Raw genomic sequence first — 18,617 nt, forward strand, 5'->3', positions numbered from 1 at the left:
TATTCTTTTGATACTCTACCCTTACTTTACTTTTCAAGCAGGTCGAACATTTCCTGCAATACTTCCTTGTCATCGAAATGGCTCCTGACGCCTTTTATCTCCTGATATTTTTCGTGTCCTTTGCCTGCCACAAGAACGATGTCCCCTGAGTCCGCCAGACTGATGGCGGTTTTAATCGCCTCTCTGCGATCTACGATGCTGATTGTTTTTTTCCTGCCTGCACTGTCCAGACCGGTTTCCATTTCACGGATAATGGCTGCCGGATCTTCGGATCTCGGATTGTCACTGGTGAGGATAACCCGGTCGCTCAATGCTGCGGCCGCCGCAGCCATTTCAGGCCTTTTGGTCCGATCTCTGTCCCCGCCGCAGCCTACAACCGAAATAACCTGCCCGCCATTATTTCTGAGTTGACTAATAGTGGAGAGTACATTTTCCAGTGCGTCAGGCGTATGGGCATAGTCTACTATTGCGATGATTTGACTTGGGCTGATGACATAGTCGAAACGGCCTTCAGCGCCCTTGATCATGGAAAGGATTCTCAATACCTCGTCGCTGCTTTCACCCAGTAATGTTGCTGCACCATAGACGGCTAACAGGTTGTAGGCATTAAAAGTGCCGATCAATCCAAAACTGACTTCTGTCTGGCCGACTAACATGGTAAGTCCGGTCAGGTTGTTTTCCAGGATTTTGCCCTTAAACTCTGCCATGTTTTTGAGGCCATAATAGTGTTTACCGGCCCTGGTATTTTGCAGCATGACCGTTCCGTGCTTATCATCGATATTGGATAAAGCGAAGGCATCTGAACTTAACCCATCAAAAAATGCCTTCTTGGCCTTTATGTAATTATCGAAGGTTTTGTGGTAGTCCAGGTGATCATGGGTAATATTGCTGAATAATGCACCCTTGAAATGAAGTCCCGCGATGCGTCGCTGGTCAATGGCATGGCTGCTGCATTCCATAAATGCATGGCTGCATCCGTTTTCAACCATTTCCGACAACAAGGCATTCAGCTGTATGGCGTCGGGTGTGGTATGCGTAGCGGGAATCACTTCTGTGCCGATCTTATTTTGGACAGTACTGATCAAGCCTGCTTTATAACCCAGCTCTGTAAAAAGGTTGAAGAGTAAGGTAGCAATAGTCGTCTTACCGTTAGTGCCGGTCACGCCTACCAGTTGCAACTTGGCAGATGGCTCATCGTAAAAGTTATGTGCCATAACACCGGTGGCTTCATGGCTATTCCTTACTTCTACATATGTGACCGCATCATGTAATTTTTCAGGCAGTTTTTCACAGATAATGGCGGCTGCGCCCAGTCCGATAGCCTTTTCTATAAAGGTGTGACCATCGACCTGAACACCGGGGACTGCAATGAAAACACTGCCTGCCTGAACTTTTCGGGAATCCAGCTGGAGGTCTTTTACAGTCAGGTTCGTATTGCCGTGAACCTGAACTAGTGCTACCTTATGTAATATGTCGCGTAAATCTTTCAAATGATTTTATTAATCTTATTTTCTGTTTTATCAGTTTGATGCTATCCCTGTTTTTTATCGTTTCCCAGCGCCAACTGAATTACCTGACCCTTTTCTATAGGAGCACCGACAGTCAGGGACTGTCCGGTGACTCTGCCAAATCCCTTAATGTCGACCTTTAATCCCAGGCCTTCACATATATAAAGTGCGTCCTTCAACCCCATGCCACTTAGATCAGGCATTTTGTTACCTTTCAAACCTTGCCTGAAGCCACTTTGGACATCGCCAAGTGGCGCCAGATAACTCTTCGGCTGATCATCGTTATAAAAACGACTCCAGGCAGCAGCATCCTTTGTTGTATAGCCATACTTCCATCCCAGTGTATTGGCGACAGTTTTGAAGGAAGATGTTTTGCCTACATAGCTATAATTGTCACCTATTTTTTTCAGACTGTCCAGACCTGCATAGTGGTTTGGGTTATTACGCCGGACAAAAAGGGTATACAGCCTCTCGGCGATTTCTTTAAATACTGGGCCAGCCACCGCTGCACCATAGTATCTGGCGGCATGTGGTTTATTGACGATTTCCACGACACAGGTATATTGCGGATCGTCCGCAGGAAAATAACCGGCGAATGCAGACTGGTAAATTTTGGAGCTATATCCATTCTTGCCGTCTGCTACCAGCGCAGTACCGGTCTTGCCACATAGCTCAAAGGGCAAATCCTTTAAGAGCGTATAACCCGTACCGTGTTTGTCATTACAGACACCATATACCAGGGACTGGAGTTGCTTCACGACGGTGGAATCGGCTACTGTTCTAAGCTTGGTTGGCTGGATCTGCTTAATGATTTGCCCTTCCTTGGCGTAGGCAGATACTAAGTACGGCTTCATCATCACGCCGTCGTTGGCCACCGCATTATAAAGCATGGCAATGCCGAGCGGTGAGATCATAGTATTATACCCGAAGGCCATCCATGGAAGTGTTGTGGCGCTCCAGAGTTTACTTTGTGGCGTGTAGATAAACGGATGCCGTTCCCCCTTAATATCTACGCCCGTCAGGCTGCCCAGGCCAATCTTTTTCAAATGATTGATAAACTGCATGGGATTGTCCTTATAGTTCTTGTAGACCAGTTCCGCCATGCCGACATTGGAGCTGACTTCAAAGGCTTCTTTAACATTGGCGACATTGCCATGATTTTCTGCGTCATTGACGACACGCCCGTTGATAGGCCAGTGCCCTCCATGCAGATCGATAGGGGCATCCAGCGTTGTTTTATTGTCTGACAATAGCGCCAGCATGGTGGCCAGCTTGAAAATAGATCCTGGCTCGGTTGGTGTTACGGCATAATTAAAATTTTCCCAGTACTTGCCACTGGGGGTTCTGCCCAGATTGGCGATGGCCTTGATCTTACCGGTTTTTACTTCTAAAACGATGGCACATCCGTGCGTGGCTTCATTGGAAACCATCATTTTCATGAGTGCATTTTCTGTAATCTCCTGGATATGCGTATCAATCGTCGTGATAATATCCTTGCCGTTTTCCGGATCAATGTCGGCTGATTCATCGACCGGAACAGCTACGCCTCCTGCGATAAACCGCACCAATCTTTTACCCGGCGTTCCTTTAAGGACAGAATCATAAGTAGCTTCCAGTCCCACTTTCTGAGAATTGCTGCGGTTGAGTCCAATCGTTCTGTAAGCCAGTATCTGATAGGGGTTAAGGCGAATATTCTTTGTTTCTGCAATAAACCCGCTTTTATTACGCCCCTCTCTTACCAGCGGTAGTTTTAATAATTTTTGATAGGTCCGGTAAGATATTCCTTTTTTGAGGCTGTAATAACGGCTGCCTTTTCTGTATCCTTCTTTCAACATCTGTTTGTACATAGATGCTGTTTTGTCTTTAAACAGTTGGGACAGACCATAGCTTAGTGAATCGAGGTTTTCGGTAAAGCGCTTCCCGTTTTTTTCCCTGAGGCCGTCGGCTTCAAAGTCGATATAAATGTCAAATTGCGGAATGCTGGTACTCAACATTTGCCCGTTATCACTGTAGATGGTTCCTCGGTCTGCTGCAATCTCCTGAATTTTCTGGTGCAGGCTATCGCTCATCGACTCCCAATAGTCACCCTGTACCTGCTGTATATAGAAGGCCTTGCCGACAATGACAATGCAAACAAGTACCACCAGCAAGAAGCAGAGGTACACACGCCATAATATGTCGCGTTTTATTTCCATGTTCTATTGGGCTTCAGGTTTTCGTTTTTCCAGTTTAATATGTACCGGGGGGACCTCACTGATTTTTAATCCGGAAGTTTCCACTGCTTTTACCAATTCGGATTCACGTGTCTGATACATCAGTTCACTTTTGAGGGTCTTGTATTCAAACTGAAGGTCTTTGATTTCTCTGGTCGTGCGGCTGATGTCGCGAATAGCTTTGTCGGCCATATGACCATTCGCTATATACAAAACGGTCAGCATGGCCAAAAACAGGAAGAACCCGATATTTTTGGTGATCCAGTCATAGCGGACGACGCTTTTAAATGATGGCCTAAACTTTCTTTTCTCCTCTTGCTCCTGCATCTGACATTTAGGTTAATGGGTTATAAATCTGTTTTTGCTGCGACTCTTAATTTTGCACTTCTGCTTCTGTTATTTTCTTTTAATTCCTGCGCCTGGGCTGTAATGGGTTTACGGGTTATGACAGTTAAAGGGCTTTTAAAGGTGGAGTTCAAAAACGGGTGCTCCTCTTCCGGTTCCAGCCTGCCGTTTTTGAAAAAGTTTTTTACCATCCGGTCTTCCAGAGAATGAAAAGTGATGATGGCGACCCTGCCACCCGGTTTCAGGACTTGTGGTATCTGTTCCAGCAATTCCTGCAATGAGAGCAGCTCTTCATTCACCTGGATTCTCAGTGCCTGGAATACCTGTGCAAAATATTTATTAGGATTGCCCTTTACCATAGGATGGAGGAAATCTTTAAAAGCCTGTACGGTTTTTAAGTGACCGGCTGTCCGATGGGTGACAATATACTTCGCCAGGGATTTTGAATTTGAGACCTCTCCGTAATTGCTGAATACCCGGAGCAGCTCCTGCTCGGAGAATTGTTCCAGGACCGTTTTTGCGGTGGTTGTCCCTCTTCTGTCCATGCGCATATCCAGCGGACCGTCAAAACGAATAGAAAACCCTCTTTCTCCCACATCGAACTGATGGCTGCTGACACCCAGATCTGCCAGTATCCCGTCTACCGCCGGCACCTCGTTTAAACGTAAAAAACGCTGGAGGTACCTGAAGTTCTGTGGGATAAAGAGGACCCGGCTGTCTTCCGGTAAATTGGCCTGAGCATCCGCATCCTGGTCAAAAGCAACCAGACGTCCGGAAGGTCCCAGTCTTTCCAAAATGCCCTTGCTATGGCCGCCCCCTCCAAACGTACAATCTACATAGATGCCGTCCGGTTTGATGTCCAGAGCTTCCAGGGTTTCCTGGTAAAGAACAGGCAAATGATAGTCATATAAATGATCCGGGCTATTCATGCTTGGGCTCCGGTTTTACCATGACCTCACGAGCCAGTTCACTGAAATGATCCGCTGAGAATTCTTCAAAGATCTTTTTGTAGGCTTCCGCATCCCAAATCTCAATTTTATCTACCGCTGCGACCAGAATGATGTTTTTGGTCAGTCCCGCAAAATCACGAAGTGTGGAGGGCAGTAGCAGTCTTCCTGCTGTATCCGCTTCCACTTCCGTTGCTCCTCCTAAAAATTGTCTTCTAAATGCCCTTACTTTTGGGTCAAAATCATTCAGAGTACTAATTTTGGCGAACATCGGCTCCCAGCTTTGCATGGGATAAAGGGTGAGGCATTTTTCGAATCCGCGGTTGACGATGAAACGCAGCGACTGCTCCGGGATTTGTTTTTTAAATCCGGCAGGCAAAAGGAAACGACCTTTTGCATCGAGTGTTACTTCGTATTCGCCTAAAAAATGCACCATTAATGGTTGGATAAAGTTGTTATCTGGAACTTTCTACCACAAAATAACACTTTTTCCCACTTTTAACCCAAAAAATGGGATATCTATTTTATCCACAGCTCAAAACTGGCTCAAAGCTTCTGTGGTTGTGATTTACAGGGTATTTCGTCAGGACGCCTGTGTATTTATTGTGCATAACCCGACTGGTTTTGTGGATAAGCTGTTTATTTATTGTGTATAACTAGAAGCATCTTTGGTAGAATGCATCGAATTGTTCAATGTTCATAGGCATTTTGGGGGGAAATGTTTTACGACCCGGTTTTATTGAGGCGGTATGTGGATAACTGTAGATAGCAGTCGAAAGACGCTTTCCATCCTTGGAATTTCTGATTGTGGTCAATCGTTCAGATCGGCTGGCTTGTACATTCATTTTAAGTCGCACATTATTTAACGTTTCGTTGGCAGATTAGGATTGGAAGCTTATTGCCGAATCAGCGTTTTGAAAGGATGGATGATTGTGCCTTGCCGGAGGGGGGCCGCGGTAGAAATCGATTGATTGAATCACCTTGCACGCTTGGGCCTTCTACTAATGTAAACATCGAAAGCGGACTATTGACTAAGTGCTTAGTTGTTGATTGCATTAAATTCGTGATCTATCCGTAGGTTGATTTCCTCGAGTAATTTTTATTGTGGATACATTTTTGCCAATTCTGAAAACTAAATTTTCTACATTCCTTATTAGTACTATATTTTTTATTGTTGCAACATTAAGTATAGTTCTATATTTTTGCAGTAATAGTCAAAATGTCAGTAGCAGATGTATCGCATAGATAATAAAGAATTCCCCTGTAGTACCAGTCTAACCATGAAATATATTGGTGGCAAATGGAAGGCAGTTATATTAATGCATCTGATTAAAGCAAAGCGTTATAATCAGTTGCGAAAACAGCTGCCCATGGTAACAGAACGTACTATCAGCTTGCAGTTAAAAGAACTGGAAGAAGATGGACTTATCTCCAGAACAGTATATGCAGAAAAGCCGCCTCTAAAGGTGGAGTATGCGTTAACGGAGTTCGGCAGGACCCTTATACCGTTGTTAACCTCTATCGCTGCGTGGGGTAAGAAAGCTGCCAGCAGGCAGGAACGTGTAGTGGAGTTACCAGATAATATAAACTAAACACAAGGATTGCGCTGTATGCATAAGATATTTCTTAACATGCGCCTATCACTAAAATGCGTGGGCTGCCTTTTTTGAAGCTTATTGTAAAACAAAACGGATTCTTAATGAGTTTTTTGAACCAAGGCAAAAAAATATCTTTGGGAGAACTATGCTTACATAGTCATGTCTGTGATGGCTATATTTTTCACCATTAGATAGATTGATATATACATGCGTAAATTTTCTTTGGTACTCTTAATGCTGACGATAGGATTTGTAAGTCAGATCCTGGGCCAAAAGTATACTGTCGGCTCCTTTAACCTCCGTTATGATAATAAGGGTGATTCTATTAATGCCTGGCCCCATCGTAAGGACAAGATAGCCGAGCTTATCCGCTTCTATGACTTCGATTGTTTGGGAACCCAAGAAGGCTTACATCATCAATTGGAACAGCTTAAGAGGGCGCTGAAGGTCTATGATTATGTCGGCGTAGGCAGAGATGATGGTCAGCAAAAAGGCGAATATGCAGCTATCTTTTATAAGAAGCATAAATTTGAAGTGCTAAAATCAGGCACATTCTGGCTGTCGGGGACAGATCTGGATCATCCGAATAAAGGTTGGGATGCGGTCTTGCCCAGAATATGCAGCTGGGCCTCTTTTAAAGATAAAAAGTCCGGGGTGGTTTTTTATTATTTTAATACACATTTTGATCATGTGGGTGTCAAGGCCAGATCAGAAAGTGCAAGACTCATCACAAAGATGATCAAAAATATCGCGGGGGATGAACCTTTTGTTTTGACCGGTGACTTCAATGTCGATCAGCATGGTGATAGTTATGCAGCTATGCACAATAATGGAATTATGCGGGACGCTTTTGAAACCGCACCTGTTAAAATGGCCTTTACGGGAACTTTCAATGCTTTTAATCCTGACGCCTTTACCGAAAGTCGTATCGATCATGTCTTTTTGGGCGGCGGATTTAAAGCCAGGCGTTACGGTGTACTGACTGAAACCTACAGACTACAGACAACAACTGGCCAGCGTGCTGCGTCTGACAATTTTCCGGGCCAGGTGCATTTAACCAAATCCAGAGCACTTACGCTATCCGATCATTTTCCAATTCTGGTGCAGTGCAGCCTTGAAAGCAACAGCAATGCGGTTAGCCAATCGTTGCCAGCCTGGGCTATGGGGCCTTTCTTGCGGCCAAGACCGGCAGCGCCCTTACTACAGCCGGATAACAGCACGATTTTTAGGGATCCAATGACCGGCAAAAATGTCCACTGGGAATCGGGTGCGGCTTTTAATCCGGCAGCCACTATTAAGGATAATAAAATTGTCGTTTTATACCGGGCCGAAGATTTGTCCGGAGAATTAAAAATCGGTGGACACACTTCCCGGATTGGCTATAGCGAATCCACGGATGGGATTCATTTGGCAAGGCGGTCCAAGCCGGTTCTCTATCCCTCAAATGACAACAGAAAACCTCATGACTGGCCCGGGGGTTGTGAAGATCCCCGGGTAGCGATGACAGCAGATGGGTTGTATGTGATGATGTATACTGAATGGGATCATAAAACGCCCAGACTTTCTGTAGCAACCTCCAGGGATCTGGTCCATTGGGATAAACACGGGGAAGCCTTTCATAAATCTTATGGCGGAAAATATGCACGTGTACCCACCAAATCGGCCTCAATTGTTACCGGGTTAACCAATGGCCGGCAATATATTCAGAAGGTAAACGGAAAGTATCTGATGTATTGGGGGGAGCAGTTTGTCAATCTGGCTACCTCCGAAAATCTGATCGACTGGACACCTATGGTTGACAATCAAGGAGAACTGGTTAGGTTATTTGCGCCAAGAGAAGGGTATTTTGATAGCCAACTGACAGAATGTGGCCCGCCGGCACTTATCACGGATAAAGGAATCCTCATGCTGTATAATGGTAAAAACGCAAGTGGGGTTAAGGGGGATACAGCCTACCCAGCCGGTGCTTATTGCGGTGGCCAGGTACTCTTTGATCTCCAAGAGCCAACCAAAGTCATTGGACGATTGGATAAACCATTCTTTGTGCCCGAAGAACCTTTTGAAAAGACAGGGCAGTATAAAGACGGTACCGTCTTTTTAGAGGGTATGGCCTATTATAAGAATAGATGGTATTTATATTACGGCTGCGCAGACTCCCGAGTGGGTGTGGCCATCTATGGTCCGAAAGTTAATCAATAACTTAGAAAAGGCGCGGAGCCTTTCTATCTTAATATTTTAAATAGGACAAAACAGGAGTTCTCTTTCCCTGGTGTGAGCGCTCCTGTTGTGTTATGAGGCTGCCACTGGGGATTATTTAGAAACACCCCACTCTTTATTCGGGCGGTCGCCCATAATCAGTTTGAGCGTTCCGCCGCTGATGATATCCTGGTGAGTAATAAAAGGAGTATTCAAAGGTTTCCCGTTGAGTGTCGCTGCCTGAATATATTTATTCTGCTTCGATGCACCAGGAGCCACAACGGTAAAATCTTTGCCGTTTTCCAGATGGATAGTTGTCTTCGTAAAAAGCGGGCTGCCAATGGTATAGACAGGCGTCCCTGGTGTAATCGGGTAAAAGCCCATGGAGGAGAATACGACAAAAGCAGACATGCCACCTCCGTCTTCATCTCCTGGTATGCCGAATATGTCATTATGGAACCAGGTACTCAAGAGTATGCGTATTTTTTCCTGTGTTTTCCATGGAGATCCTGTATAGTTATATAAATACGGAATAAAAAAACTCGGTTCATTGCCCATGGAAAATTGCCCTATAAGGCCTGTGGCATCTGTAAATTTAACCCAGAATAATTTTTTTTCTCTGCCCAGACCTTCTCTGAATAACTGATCCAGTCTTTTTTCAAAGCCGGCCTTGCCACCCATTAGTTGAATTAAATCCGGAATATTATGCTGTACCTGCCACATATAGGTCCAGCCGTTGTTTTCATCGTAATAATCCCTGCCTCCGGGGCCTCCGTCAAACTTTGGGTCAATATTGATCCAGTTACCGGCACTGTCTTTGGGTAGAAAAAACTGCCTGTCAGCATTCCACAGATTCCTGTAATTAAAGCTGCGTTTTGTAAAATATCGATAGTCATTTTCTTTGTTTAGGCCTTTGGCCAGCTGTGCTACAGCCCAATCGTCATAACTAGTACCTAAGGTTACTGCTACAGCCTGCCTTCTTTCAAAGCTATGGACGAAAGAATAGGGTTCTTTTTCACCGGGATGCAGGGCAGGCAAGTATCCATGTGCATAATAAAAACTGTCCAGCTTGGTGGCCGGCCCGTTTTTCCAGGGAAGCATAGTAGCACTTGCAGCATTTTTACGCATTCCGGCATATGCCTGCTGAACATTAAAATTTTTAAGCCCTTTATTCCAGGCATCTAAAAATGAAACTGAGCTATGAAAGCCATTCATGCAGGCATGATCTCCATAGAGCACCGGAAAAGTGGGCATCCAGCCGCTCTGCTGATACATTCTTACATAAGATTCCAGCATATCCTGTTCAATGGTGGGTTGCAAAATGGTCCTCAGTGGATGCAATGCCAGATAAGTATCCCATGCCCAATCATCGACGTAAAAATCTCTTTTGTCTTTATGGACTTTGTTGTCATATCCACTGTAATATTTACCATCTTCACTGATATTGACCATCCGCTCATAGCAGCGGTATAATGCAGTGTAAAAGCTCTCCTTTTGTTCTATGGTGCCACCTTCTACCTGGATTTGTTCCATTACTTTGGCCCATTCAGCCTTGCCTTTACCGGCAAATGCATCCAGGGAGGGCATATCTGACTGTTCATCTATAAGGTTTTGCCTGGCCTGCTCTGCACTGATATAGGAGACGGCATATCTTAACGTTACCGGCGACGTTGAGGAAGAAGGGAAAGTTGCATAGATGCTTTTACCGTTGCCACTGATCTGAATACCGGCTTGCAGCGGCTTGTTGTCGGCCGTAAAGAAAGCTGGTTTATCATTGAACCGGCCATAGAAATAGACTTTCACAGGCTGTTTTCCTTCCTCAGCCGGAAAAAGTTGTATCCCCTGCAACGAACCGTCTGTATTTAATTTCCATGAATCCTGTAATTGATTGTAAGTGCCAAATAATATATGTTTAGGCGTGTTGTTGGGAAAGGTAAAACGGAAGATGGCTGTTTTCCTGCCCGGCACAAAGTCCATTTCAATATTTTTTTCAGTCAGGAAGTTGTGATAATGCCATGGGTTTCTGATTTCCAGGTCCTGGTCATAGGCCAGCTTCTCTTCCCAGCTTTCCTTAGTAACGACTTGAGCTGTACTCGGTTTGATGGGAAAAACCTGCCCCAGCCGGTGAGAAACTAATTGAAGCGGAAAACTGCGGATTTGGTCGTCCAGATAGTTGTCTCTGTCCGGTGTCATCCGAATCATCTGGTAGGGAAGTTGTATTGTGGGCCTGGTAGGAACGAGTAGTCGGCCGACACCTCCGATTTCTGGTTTCAGATATTGCAGGTTGCTCTCGTCTTTTTGTGCCAGTATTGCGGTTGGGATCACCTGCATTGCTACCAGAAAAAAGGCTGCAAAAAGCTGCTTGATTGGATGTGTGTTCATTATATAAAATTTGTACAGTTTGCTTTTGCTAAAGTAAGGCTACGTCCCGAGTTTCTGAAAATTATTAACGGTTGGTTCAGGTTTGGTCTTGTTTATTATCTAAAACCTCGAAAAGTTTAGTTCCGGATAAATCTGGCCAAAAAAGTCGATCAGCTGCTTTCCTTTGGCTTTAGCAGCATTAGCGTTTGAACTGTTTTTGTTTACAAGCAGGCAGGTACTGAGTTTCTCTATATAGCTCAATTCAAATCGCTGAATCAGCCAATTAAAATGCGCTGGCTGATGTAAAAACAAACGATAAATGCGGAAACGTTGGTTATCTGCCATTGGTTCCAATAAGGTAGAATGGCTGAATTTGCTGGTGAAATAGCTTCGTTCTCCCATAAAGCCAAAGGAAGCATGAGGGTGTGTTGTGGAAAGATAGGTCAGGATATCAAAATTGGTGCGCAGAATAGCCCTTACATCACCTCTATTTGTGCGGATTGCATACTTGTTAAGGCTTCTGTTACTCTTATTGAAGAATTTGATCATGAAAATGTCTACTTTCTCATAATAAAATGCCTTGACCACAAACTGGGAGTATGCTTTTGCCGAATAGAATTTGAAGCTAATTGTATAACCATCGCTCGATTTTCTTCTCGAAGTCTGATGGAAAGGGTACCCGGCGGAATAAAGCAGGGGATTTACCTTATTCAACGTCTGCCCCATTTTTCCCTTTAAACCATTATCTGATCGGAGAATGCCGGAACTTTTTAAGATTTTCGCCACAGCAACAAATCCCGTTTCTTCCGCTGGCCGCCAATCGAGACGCTGTGCTTTAGCTTTGGCGCGCTGATAAACTGTATTCAATTTTTTGGGGTTGAGAGACATAATTATACAAGGTGCCTGTTAGATATGCTTGTAAAGATAGGGCAAATTGCTTTATATGGCTTGTTCCCAATATCCATACAATGCCGGATTTTGGCAAGGTAATCCCTGGGTTGGTCGATACATCGTTGTCGGAGAATCCACTTATTGGTATGTTTATCCAAAATGGATAATGATGGAAAGGAAAGATTTTTTAAAATCTATATCTGCGCTCGGATTTGTTATGGTAACGCCATTGATAAGCGCCTGTAGCAGATCAGGGTCGGTAACAGAACCCCGCACCGGTATGGGTGCGTCTGGCAGCGGGTCTGCCCAGGATATAACGCCCGACACCAGTTGTAAAGAGACACCTGTGGAGACTGAAGGGCCTTTTCCTACTCATGATCCTGCAGCCTATCTGCGCAGTGATCTGCGAAAAGGTGACGGTCTGGGAGCCACACTGGTGTCAGCGATAACTGTTGTAGATGTTAATAATAGCTGTAAGCCATTGGAAAACGTATATATAGATATCTGGCATTGCGATGTAGATGGTAATTATTCTGAATATGGCGGTTCACAAATGCAATCTTCAGATTATATTGATAAACATTGGTTGCGAGGCAGGCAACTAACGGACAGCAATGGGCAGGTGAAATTTACCTCTATTTTCCCCGGATGGTATCAAGGCAGGGCTACCCATATTCATGTTCATATTTTTGATACAGACGGAAATTCTCTGTTGATCACTCAGATTGCTTTTCAGGATAGTCTGGCCACGGATGTTAACAGCAATGGCTCAGATTATGGCTATACCAAGGGAATAGACGGTTACATCTATAACAATGCAGATAATGTTTTCAGTGATGGAGTATCTCAAGAGATGTCAGTCGTTACAGGGAGCCTGGATAAAGGTTTCGAGCTAGCTATAACCTTACATGTAAACACATAACCTAATTTTTAACTTACGTATTATGTCTCTACCATTAACAATTGCCAACGGCAAATTTTTTCCCCTTGCATTTAGAAAGGGGAAACAGACGTCATTTTACAGGAGCCTGCCGGTTTTAATAAACGGGCTGTCCGATCATATTTCTTTAATGAGCAGGCCACTCTTGCATTTTAACGATGAGACACTGGCGGCTAAGTATAGTACGGAATATTTAGCCAGACAATCTCAGGTAACCTACCTCATTCCCCTTGCCGGGCGGCTTAATATCAACTATAAGGGACAGCCGCATATTATAAAACCGGGTACTTTATATATTCTGGATCTGAGTTACGGAGATGCGATAAAGATAACGAATCCGCAAAGGGAAGGGCTGAGTAATTATTTGGTTTTATCTACTGAAACCATGGCGACTTTTTCAAAGATGACCCAGTTCGTTTACTTTGACTTGAATCGGAGCAATGTTACTGACAGATTATTGGAGATACACGCTATCGGACACCCGTCCATTTCGGGTACCTTTAAGAAAATGAATATGGGGAAGTTCGCCGGAAGAAAGGACTTCACTTATCGTCCTCATAAAACAGAAGGTAACAAATCACTTTTCTATGTGGTAAACGGCTCTTTTGAAATTGAGGGGCGTCTGTTGCAGGACAGGGATGGGTTAATGCTTTGGAATACCGAACAAATTCAAGTGGAATCTCTGGAAGATGACAGTGTGTTGCTGATTTTTGAGTATGCAACAAGGTGGTAATCCTATTATCAACCGGAGGAGTGTTGATCGCATAGGCACTAGTCGATATTATCTTGTCCAAGCTAAATGGGCTCGTTTTTAATCCATATCCGCGATCAGGAATTGCTCGATTCCCTCTACAGCGCAACCAATCAGGTTGGCATTATCTGAAAGTTGAGAGACAGCTATTTGTGTATGCTCCCTGATTTGTGTCATACAATAGGTATTGATGGCCTGGAGCATGGGAAGCGTTATATATTGTTCAGCAGCTGCGATCCTTCCCTCAAGCACGATGAGTTCTGGGTTAAAAATCTGGATCAGCGTAGAAATCCCTTTCCCAATGGCGCTTCCGACCTGAGATAGTAGTTTTATGGCAAATAGATCTCCTTTATTGGCCGCTTCAATAATAAGTTTAGGTTCTATACTGTCAATTTCTCTATTACAGAGCTCATATAAGATGGAATGCTGACCAGCATTAATTCCATCTTTTGCCAGCCGGACGAGCGCATTGCCGGAGGCAATGGTTTCCAGACAGCCTTGTTTACCGCAATAGCAGAGCTCTCCATTATAGTCGAAAGGGATATGACCAATCTCCCCAGAAAATCCTAAGGACCCCTTTCTGACTTTGCCATCCATAATAATTCCCAGGCCTAATCCCCAATCCATGAGTAAGACCAAAGCATCTTTGACCCCCTTTGCTTTGCCATGCTTCAATTCGCCCTGGGCAGCGGCATTGACATCGTTTTGAATAATGACCGGCAGGCCGAATAAAGATTCAAAGTAGTGTGCCAGAGAATGATTGCTGTAGGGGTCTTTTAAATAAAAGAAACTATCTCCCTTTTGTTCGCTGACCAATCCGGGCATACAAATACTGACGCCAATCAACTGTTCCTTATTAAGACCGGCAGTCTCTAAAAGCTCATCTGTTTTTTGTTTCAATATCTGAATGTCTTCACGGCTTTTAGATAGATTGAACGGAAAATCTATTCTTCGTTCCATATTCAACGTATTGTCAAATAAAGCGATTTTTACGGCAAAGAGCTCTATGTCGATACAGAGCACATAAAATAAGCCAGATACCAGTCCCAGCATAACCGGCTTCCTGCCTCCTCTGGAGGCGCCTTCTCCTTTTTTCTCAATCCAACCCTCTGACGTTAATTCTCCGATCAGTTTAGTGACACTTGGGATACTCAAATCTAGCTTTTCACATATATGAGCAACGGAAACTTCTTTGAGTTCAAAAATGAAACGTATGATCTTCACTTTTAAGAGACCTTTTTTCCCTTCGCCTGCAAAATGGTGCAGTAAAGTTTTTATATCATGAAAATGGTTGAGTGCTTTCATATTTAATCAGATTAATAACGGAATAACATGTTTATCATATAAAAAGACTTTTTGAATCTAAACATTAGTTTAACAACAAAAACTAATTAGTACATAATAATTAAATCAAATATTCAATTAATATAAAATTTTTATGAAAATAATACACTATTTGTCACTTGTTTAATTCGAAAAGGTTAATATTGGTGTAAGATATTAATATTTATTTATAATATAATTGACCTAGTATATTTATTTGTTAAAATATTATTATTCCCTCTAATATTAATCCAATGAAAAACAAAATCTTTAAAAATTTCTACAAAAGGGCGTTTAAAAAAGGTTTATTACCTTTTCTTGCGTTACTGGTTTGCAGTGGACAGCCGGCATTGCTTGTCCGCGCTGCAGGAACAAATTATTTTCAGGACACCCAGCAAAGCGTAACCTTGCAAGGTAAAGTCACTGATGATTTAGGGTTACCGCTCGCCGGTGCATCTATCACGATCAAAGGAAGCACCTTAGGGGTCGCTACGGATTCAACCGGAGCATTTACGATCCGGGCTTCCCAAAATGCCGGTACGCTTGTGATATCCTATACCGGTTATATTGCCCAGGAATTACCATTTAACGGGTCGTCCACATTAGCCATCAAGTTAGTTGCTGAGGAAGGTAGTTTAAATGAAGTAGTTGTAATGGGGTATGGTAAACAGCGTAAATCTGATATTACAGGTGCTGTGACCGCAGTAAATATGAACCGGATTACCGATGTGCCTGTGACGAATCTGTCCAATGCCCTGGCGGGACGTGCTCCGGGCGTCACGGTCACAAATACCTCAGGGCTGGCAGGGGCTTCCTCTTCTATACGGATCAGAGGCTCTTTTAATGATCCCCTGTTTGTAATAGATGGTGTTATTAAGGACAAACAAGCATTTGATGCGCTTGATCCGAATGAGATAGATCAGATGAGCATGTTGAAGGATGCCGCTGCTGCTGCCGTGTATGGTGCACAGGCGGGAGATGGTGTTCTAGTTGTCACGACAAAGCGAGGCCATGCGGGGAAACCCACTTTTCAGGCGCAGGTTTCTACCACTACCGGGAGACCTGCGCAGGAGCTTCTGGGCAATCTTACTACGGCAACCGATGAGCTAACTTATCAGAACAGGGTTACTGAATGGAATAATGAATATAACGACAGAAATGACCCGTTGCCTAATGATCAGGCGGCTTTCAATTATTTTAAGGACAAGTCTTATAATGTCAATGACTGGATATGGCGCAATCCCGGTAGTCAAAAATATTTAATGAGTGTCAGCGGAGGTTCAGAAAAGCTGACTTATTATTCGATGTTAAGCTACACGAAGGAACAGGGCTCTTATACAAGACTTGATTATAAAAAATTCAATTTACGTACGAATATTACAGCCAAGATCAGTGATGCCATCTCCGTCAACCTGAACCTTTCGGCCGCTCAACAGAATCCTGACAGATTTTATTGGCCCTATACCGGTGATGATGACTATAATGTGGGAGACTTTTACCGGGTGACTTTCAACTGGCCAAAGATCATGCCCTTCTATTTGAATAAAGACGGTTCTCCGGCCAGCGGTGTTACGCCTTACCCGGTACTTCCTGCCATTGGTAGTTGGCTGGGGTGGAATGTAATCGACATGGTCGATGGTAATCGGTACATCCATACAAGACGAAGACAGTTTAACCCGACGGTCACTTTAGATGTCAAACTGGATCAGTTTATCAAAGGCCTTTCTACAAAATTCGTGGGTAACTATGAGGCTAATGATTATTTTAGAAAAAAATGGCTGACATTCCAGACCAATTACCGTTTTATCCCGGACCCCAATGCAGACAATCCTTATGTGCCAAGTGCGCCTGACCCTACCAAAGTAAGTATTTTTAACTTTGGTAAATCCAAACCCTTCCTGGGTTATGAGTTGGCCACTGGCTGGAAATATCAGATTGATTGGTATCTGAATTATGAACGAAAATTCGGCAAGCATAATATCAACGCCATGTTGATCTTTGAACAGGCAGAAAGAAGAAATTATGATATAGAAGCTACCGGCTACGGGCCAGTTACAGGTATTGATCAGATGTTTACCTATTCTACATCTCAGGGGGACAGGTATGGAGATGCCTATGAAACCTTAGGGGCGAACCAGTCCTGGATTGGCCGTGTCAATTATAGCTATGCAGATCGATATATTGCGGAGTTCTCCTTTCGAAGGGACGGCCGGTATGAGTTTGGGCCGGAGCGCAAATGGGGCTTCTTCCCATCTGGTTCACTGGCCTGGAAAATATCCAATGAATCATTTTTCAAACAAAGCGTTCCATGGGTAAGTGAGCTTAAGTTGAGAGCCTCCTATGGCACTACGGGAAATCTGGTTGATATTAATAACAATGATATTGAGCCGTTCCAATATCAGACCTATTATAGTAATAATAGCGGATACTTCTTTGGCAATAATTATTATACGGGTATTACTCCGGCATACACGCCGAACCCAAATATTACTTGGGCCGAGACGGATGAAAAAAATATAGGGATCGATTTTGCTTTGCTAAAGAACAAGTTGTCCGGTACGGTGGATGTGTTTAGAAATACCATGAAAAATATCCTGGCCTATAGAACTGTAACGCTTCCTACCACATATGGGCAGGGATTGGCGGCGGAAAACTATGCACAGCGAACTTTTATGGGATCTGAATTCTCTTTACAGTGGCAGGATTATATAGGTAAATTGTCATACACTGTTTACGGTAATATCGGTTATGCCAAGGACAGATGGGATAAACTGGACCCCACAAATGCAGCCTACTATCCGGGGCAGCCCGAAGACTTTAGATACCCGGTGGGGCATCCCAATGACAGGATATTCGGATTTGAAGCAGTTGGCTTAATCCGCACCCAGCAGCAGCTGGACGAATTACTGGATAAAGGCTATAACTATTATGGCAGAAAGCCATATTTGGGTGCTATCATTTACAAGGACGTAAGAGGGCAGGATTTTTCTGATGAACCTGACGGGAAAATTGATGGAAACGATGTCGTCCTCCTTAGTGAAAATGGGAAACCGAGGATTAACTTTGGATTTGGGTTCAATGTGAGCTGGAAAGGTTTAAGCGTGGATGCTCATTTCCAAGGTGTGGGGGCTTATGATAGGATGATCAGCAACCTTGATGGGCCGGGCATTCGCCAGTGGGGAAGTTCTCAGCGTTTGTATTATCCGATTTGGGGCAGCGATGTATGGACACCAGAAAATACAGATGCAAAATATCCACGTGTGATCGGGCATAACTGGGCAGAATCAGGGGCCATAGCTTCTTCATTCTGGATGCGTAATGGTGCCTATTTAAGATTAAAGAACCTGAACATTGCCTACAGCATTCCTGGAGACTGGTTGAAAAAAATAGGCCTTTCCAGTTTACAGGTGTTCGCCAACGGAACGAATCTTTTTGCTTTCTCGGATATGAAGGAATTTCAGGACCCTGAACAGGACAATTATGATTCATATCCTGTAATGAAAACTTATACGATTGGCCTGAATGCCAGGTTTTAATCTCTGCT

At 43.9% G+C, this 18,617-nt stretch carries 13 protein-coding genes; 5 read left to right on the forward strand and 8 right to left on the reverse strand.

What is annotated here, in order from left to right; translation table 11 throughout:
• Nucleotides 1–26: 26 nt before the first annotated feature.
• From K9M52_RS10740 to mraZ, 5 genes are read right to left on the reverse strand one after another with little or no spacing between them, the layout of a single operon-like run.
• Nucleotides 27–1,490 carry a UDP-N-acetylmuramoyl-L-alanyl-D-glutamate--2,6-diaminopimelate ligase gene (locus K9M52_RS10740; protein WP_224068432.1) on the reverse strand — a complete coding sequence of 488 codons (1,464 nt, stop codon included), beginning with the start codon at nucleotides 1,488–1,490 and terminating at the stop codon, nucleotides 27–29.
• A gap of 41 nt (nucleotides 1,491–1,531) precedes the next feature.
• Nucleotides 1,532–3,703: a penicillin-binding protein gene (locus K9M52_RS10745; RefSeq protein WP_224068433.1), complete on the reverse strand. Its 2,172-nt coding sequence runs from the start codon at nucleotides 3,701–3,703 to the stop codon at nucleotides 1,532–1,534.
• 3 nt (nucleotides 3,704–3,706) lie between these two features.
• Complete coding sequence (locus tag K9M52_RS10750; protein WP_224068434.1) at nucleotides 3,707–4,048, reverse strand: FtsL-like putative cell division protein; 342 nt, start codon at nucleotides 4,046–4,048, stop codon at nucleotides 3,707–3,709.
• A 20-nt stretch (nucleotides 4,049–4,068) separates the two neighbouring features.
• Entirely contained in the window at nucleotides 4,069–4,995 is a 927-nt protein-coding gene (rsmH, locus tag K9M52_RS10755; protein WP_224068435.1) for a 16S rRNA (cytosine(1402)-N(4))-methyltransferase RsmH, read from the reverse strand.
• A complete protein-coding gene (mraZ, locus tag K9M52_RS10760) occupies nucleotides 4,988–5,449 on the reverse strand; it encodes a division/cell wall cluster transcriptional repressor MraZ (RefSeq protein WP_224068436.1) in 462 nt (153 codons plus the stop codon). Before mraZ ends, rsmH begins: the two co-directional genes overlap by 8 nt.
• A gap of 796 nt (nucleotides 5,450–6,245) precedes the next feature.
• On the opposite strand from mraZ, the gene K9M52_RS10765 reads away from it, so the two are divergent.
• Complete coding sequence (locus K9M52_RS10765; protein ID WP_224068437.1) at nucleotides 6,246–6,605, forward strand: winged helix-turn-helix transcriptional regulator; 360 nt, start codon at nucleotides 6,246–6,248, stop codon at nucleotides 6,603–6,605.
• Between the two features lie 213 nt (nucleotides 6,606–6,818).
• The gene (locus tag K9M52_RS10770; RefSeq protein ID WP_224068438.1) at nucleotides 6,819–8,810 is read left to right on the forward strand and encodes a glycoside hydrolase family 130 protein; all 1,992 of its coding nucleotides are present in this window, start codon (nucleotides 6,819–6,821) and stop codon (nucleotides 8,808–8,810) included.
• A gap of 111 nt (nucleotides 8,811–8,921) precedes the next feature.
• Here K9M52_RS10770 and K9M52_RS10775 read toward each other — a convergent pair whose 3' ends face one another.
• Entirely contained in the window at nucleotides 8,922–11,189 is a 2,268-nt protein-coding gene (locus K9M52_RS10775; RefSeq protein WP_224068439.1) for a GH92 family glycosyl hydrolase, read from the reverse strand.
• A gap of 99 nt (nucleotides 11,190–11,288) precedes the next feature.
• Nucleotides 11,289–12,035, reverse strand: a complete 747-nt coding sequence (locus K9M52_RS10780; RefSeq protein WP_224068440.1) for a hypothetical protein — start codon at nucleotides 12,033–12,035, stop codon at nucleotides 11,289–11,291.
• A gap of 76 nt (nucleotides 12,036–12,111) precedes the next feature.
• On the opposite strand from K9M52_RS10780, the gene K9M52_RS10785 reads away from it, so the two are divergent.
• Together K9M52_RS10785 and K9M52_RS10790 are read left to right on the forward strand one after the other, a co-directional pair.
• Nucleotides 12,112–12,981 carry a dioxygenase family protein gene (locus K9M52_RS10785; RefSeq protein WP_224068441.1) on the forward strand — a complete coding sequence of 290 codons (870 nt, stop codon included), beginning with the start codon at nucleotides 12,112–12,114 and terminating at the stop codon, nucleotides 12,979–12,981.
• Between the two features lie 22 nt (nucleotides 12,982–13,003).
• Nucleotides 13,004–13,732 (forward strand): pirin family protein, encoded by a 729-nt coding sequence (locus tag K9M52_RS10790; RefSeq protein ID WP_224068442.1) that lies wholly within the window; start codon nucleotides 13,004–13,006, stop codon nucleotides 13,730–13,732.
• Nucleotides 13,733–13,810: 78 nt separating this feature from the next.
• On the opposite strand, the gene K9M52_RS10795 is transcribed toward K9M52_RS10790, so the two are convergent.
• Nucleotides 13,811–15,055: an ROK family transcriptional regulator gene (locus tag K9M52_RS10795; RefSeq protein WP_224068443.1), complete on the reverse strand. Its 1,245-nt coding sequence runs from the start codon at nucleotides 15,053–15,055 to the stop codon at nucleotides 13,811–13,813.
• Between the two features lie 272 nt (nucleotides 15,056–15,327).
• Here K9M52_RS10795 and K9M52_RS10800 point away from each other — a divergent pair, with 272 nt between their 5' ends.
• Complete coding sequence (locus tag K9M52_RS10800; protein ID WP_224068444.1) at nucleotides 15,328–18,609, forward strand: SusC/RagA family TonB-linked outer membrane protein; 3,282 nt, start codon at nucleotides 15,328–15,330, stop codon at nucleotides 18,607–18,609.
• The last annotated feature ends 8 nt before the right edge of the window (nucleotides 18,610–18,617 follow it).

Origin of the sequence: Arachidicoccus terrestris (assembly GCF_020042345.1) — a bacterium.
In the GTDB taxonomy this organism is placed as follows: domain Bacteria; phylum Bacteroidota; class Bacteroidia; order Chitinophagales; family Chitinophagaceae; genus Arachidicoccus; species Arachidicoccus terrestris.

Bases quoted from the DNA above. Each gene is read 5' to 3' on its own strand.
- K9M52_RS10775 (WP_224068439.1), bottom strand. From the start codon at position 11,189: ATGAACACACATCCAATCAAGCAGCTTTTTGCAGCCTTTTTTCTGGTA.
- K9M52_RS10745 (WP_224068433.1), bottom strand. From the start codon at position 3,703: ATGGAAATAAAACGCGACATATTATGGCGTGTGTACCTCTGCTTCTTG.
- K9M52_RS10750 (WP_224068434.1), bottom strand. From the start codon at position 4,048: ATGCAGGAGCAAGAGGAGAAAAGAAAGTTTAGGCCATCATTTAAAAGC.
- K9M52_RS10765 (WP_224068437.1), top strand. From the start codon at position 6,246: ATGTATCGCATAGATAATAAAGAATTCCCCTGTAGTACCAGTCTAACC.
- K9M52_RS10800 (WP_224068444.1), top strand. From the start codon at position 15,328: ATGAAAAACAAAATCTTTAAAAATTTCTACAAAAGGGCGTTTAAAAAA.
- mraZ (WP_224068436.1), bottom strand. From the start codon at position 5,449: ATGGTGCATTTTTTAGGCGAATACGAAGTAACACTCGATGCAAAAGGT.
- K9M52_RS10790 (WP_224068442.1), top strand. From the start codon at position 13,004: ATGTCTCTACCATTAACAATTGCCAACGGCAAATTTTTTCCCCTTGCA.
- K9M52_RS10795 (WP_224068443.1), bottom strand. From the start codon at position 15,055: ATGAAAGCACTCAACCATTTTCATGATATAAAAACTTTACTGCACCAT.
- rsmH (WP_224068435.1), bottom strand. From the start codon at position 4,995: ATGAATAGCCCGGATCATTTATATGACTATCATTTGCCTGTTCTTTAC.
- K9M52_RS10785 (WP_224068441.1), top strand. From the start codon at position 12,112: ATGGCTTGTTCCCAATATCCATACAATGCCGGATTTTGGCAAGGTAAT.
- K9M52_RS10770 (WP_224068438.1), top strand. From the start codon at position 6,819: ATGCGTAAATTTTCTTTGGTACTCTTAATGCTGACGATAGGATTTGTA.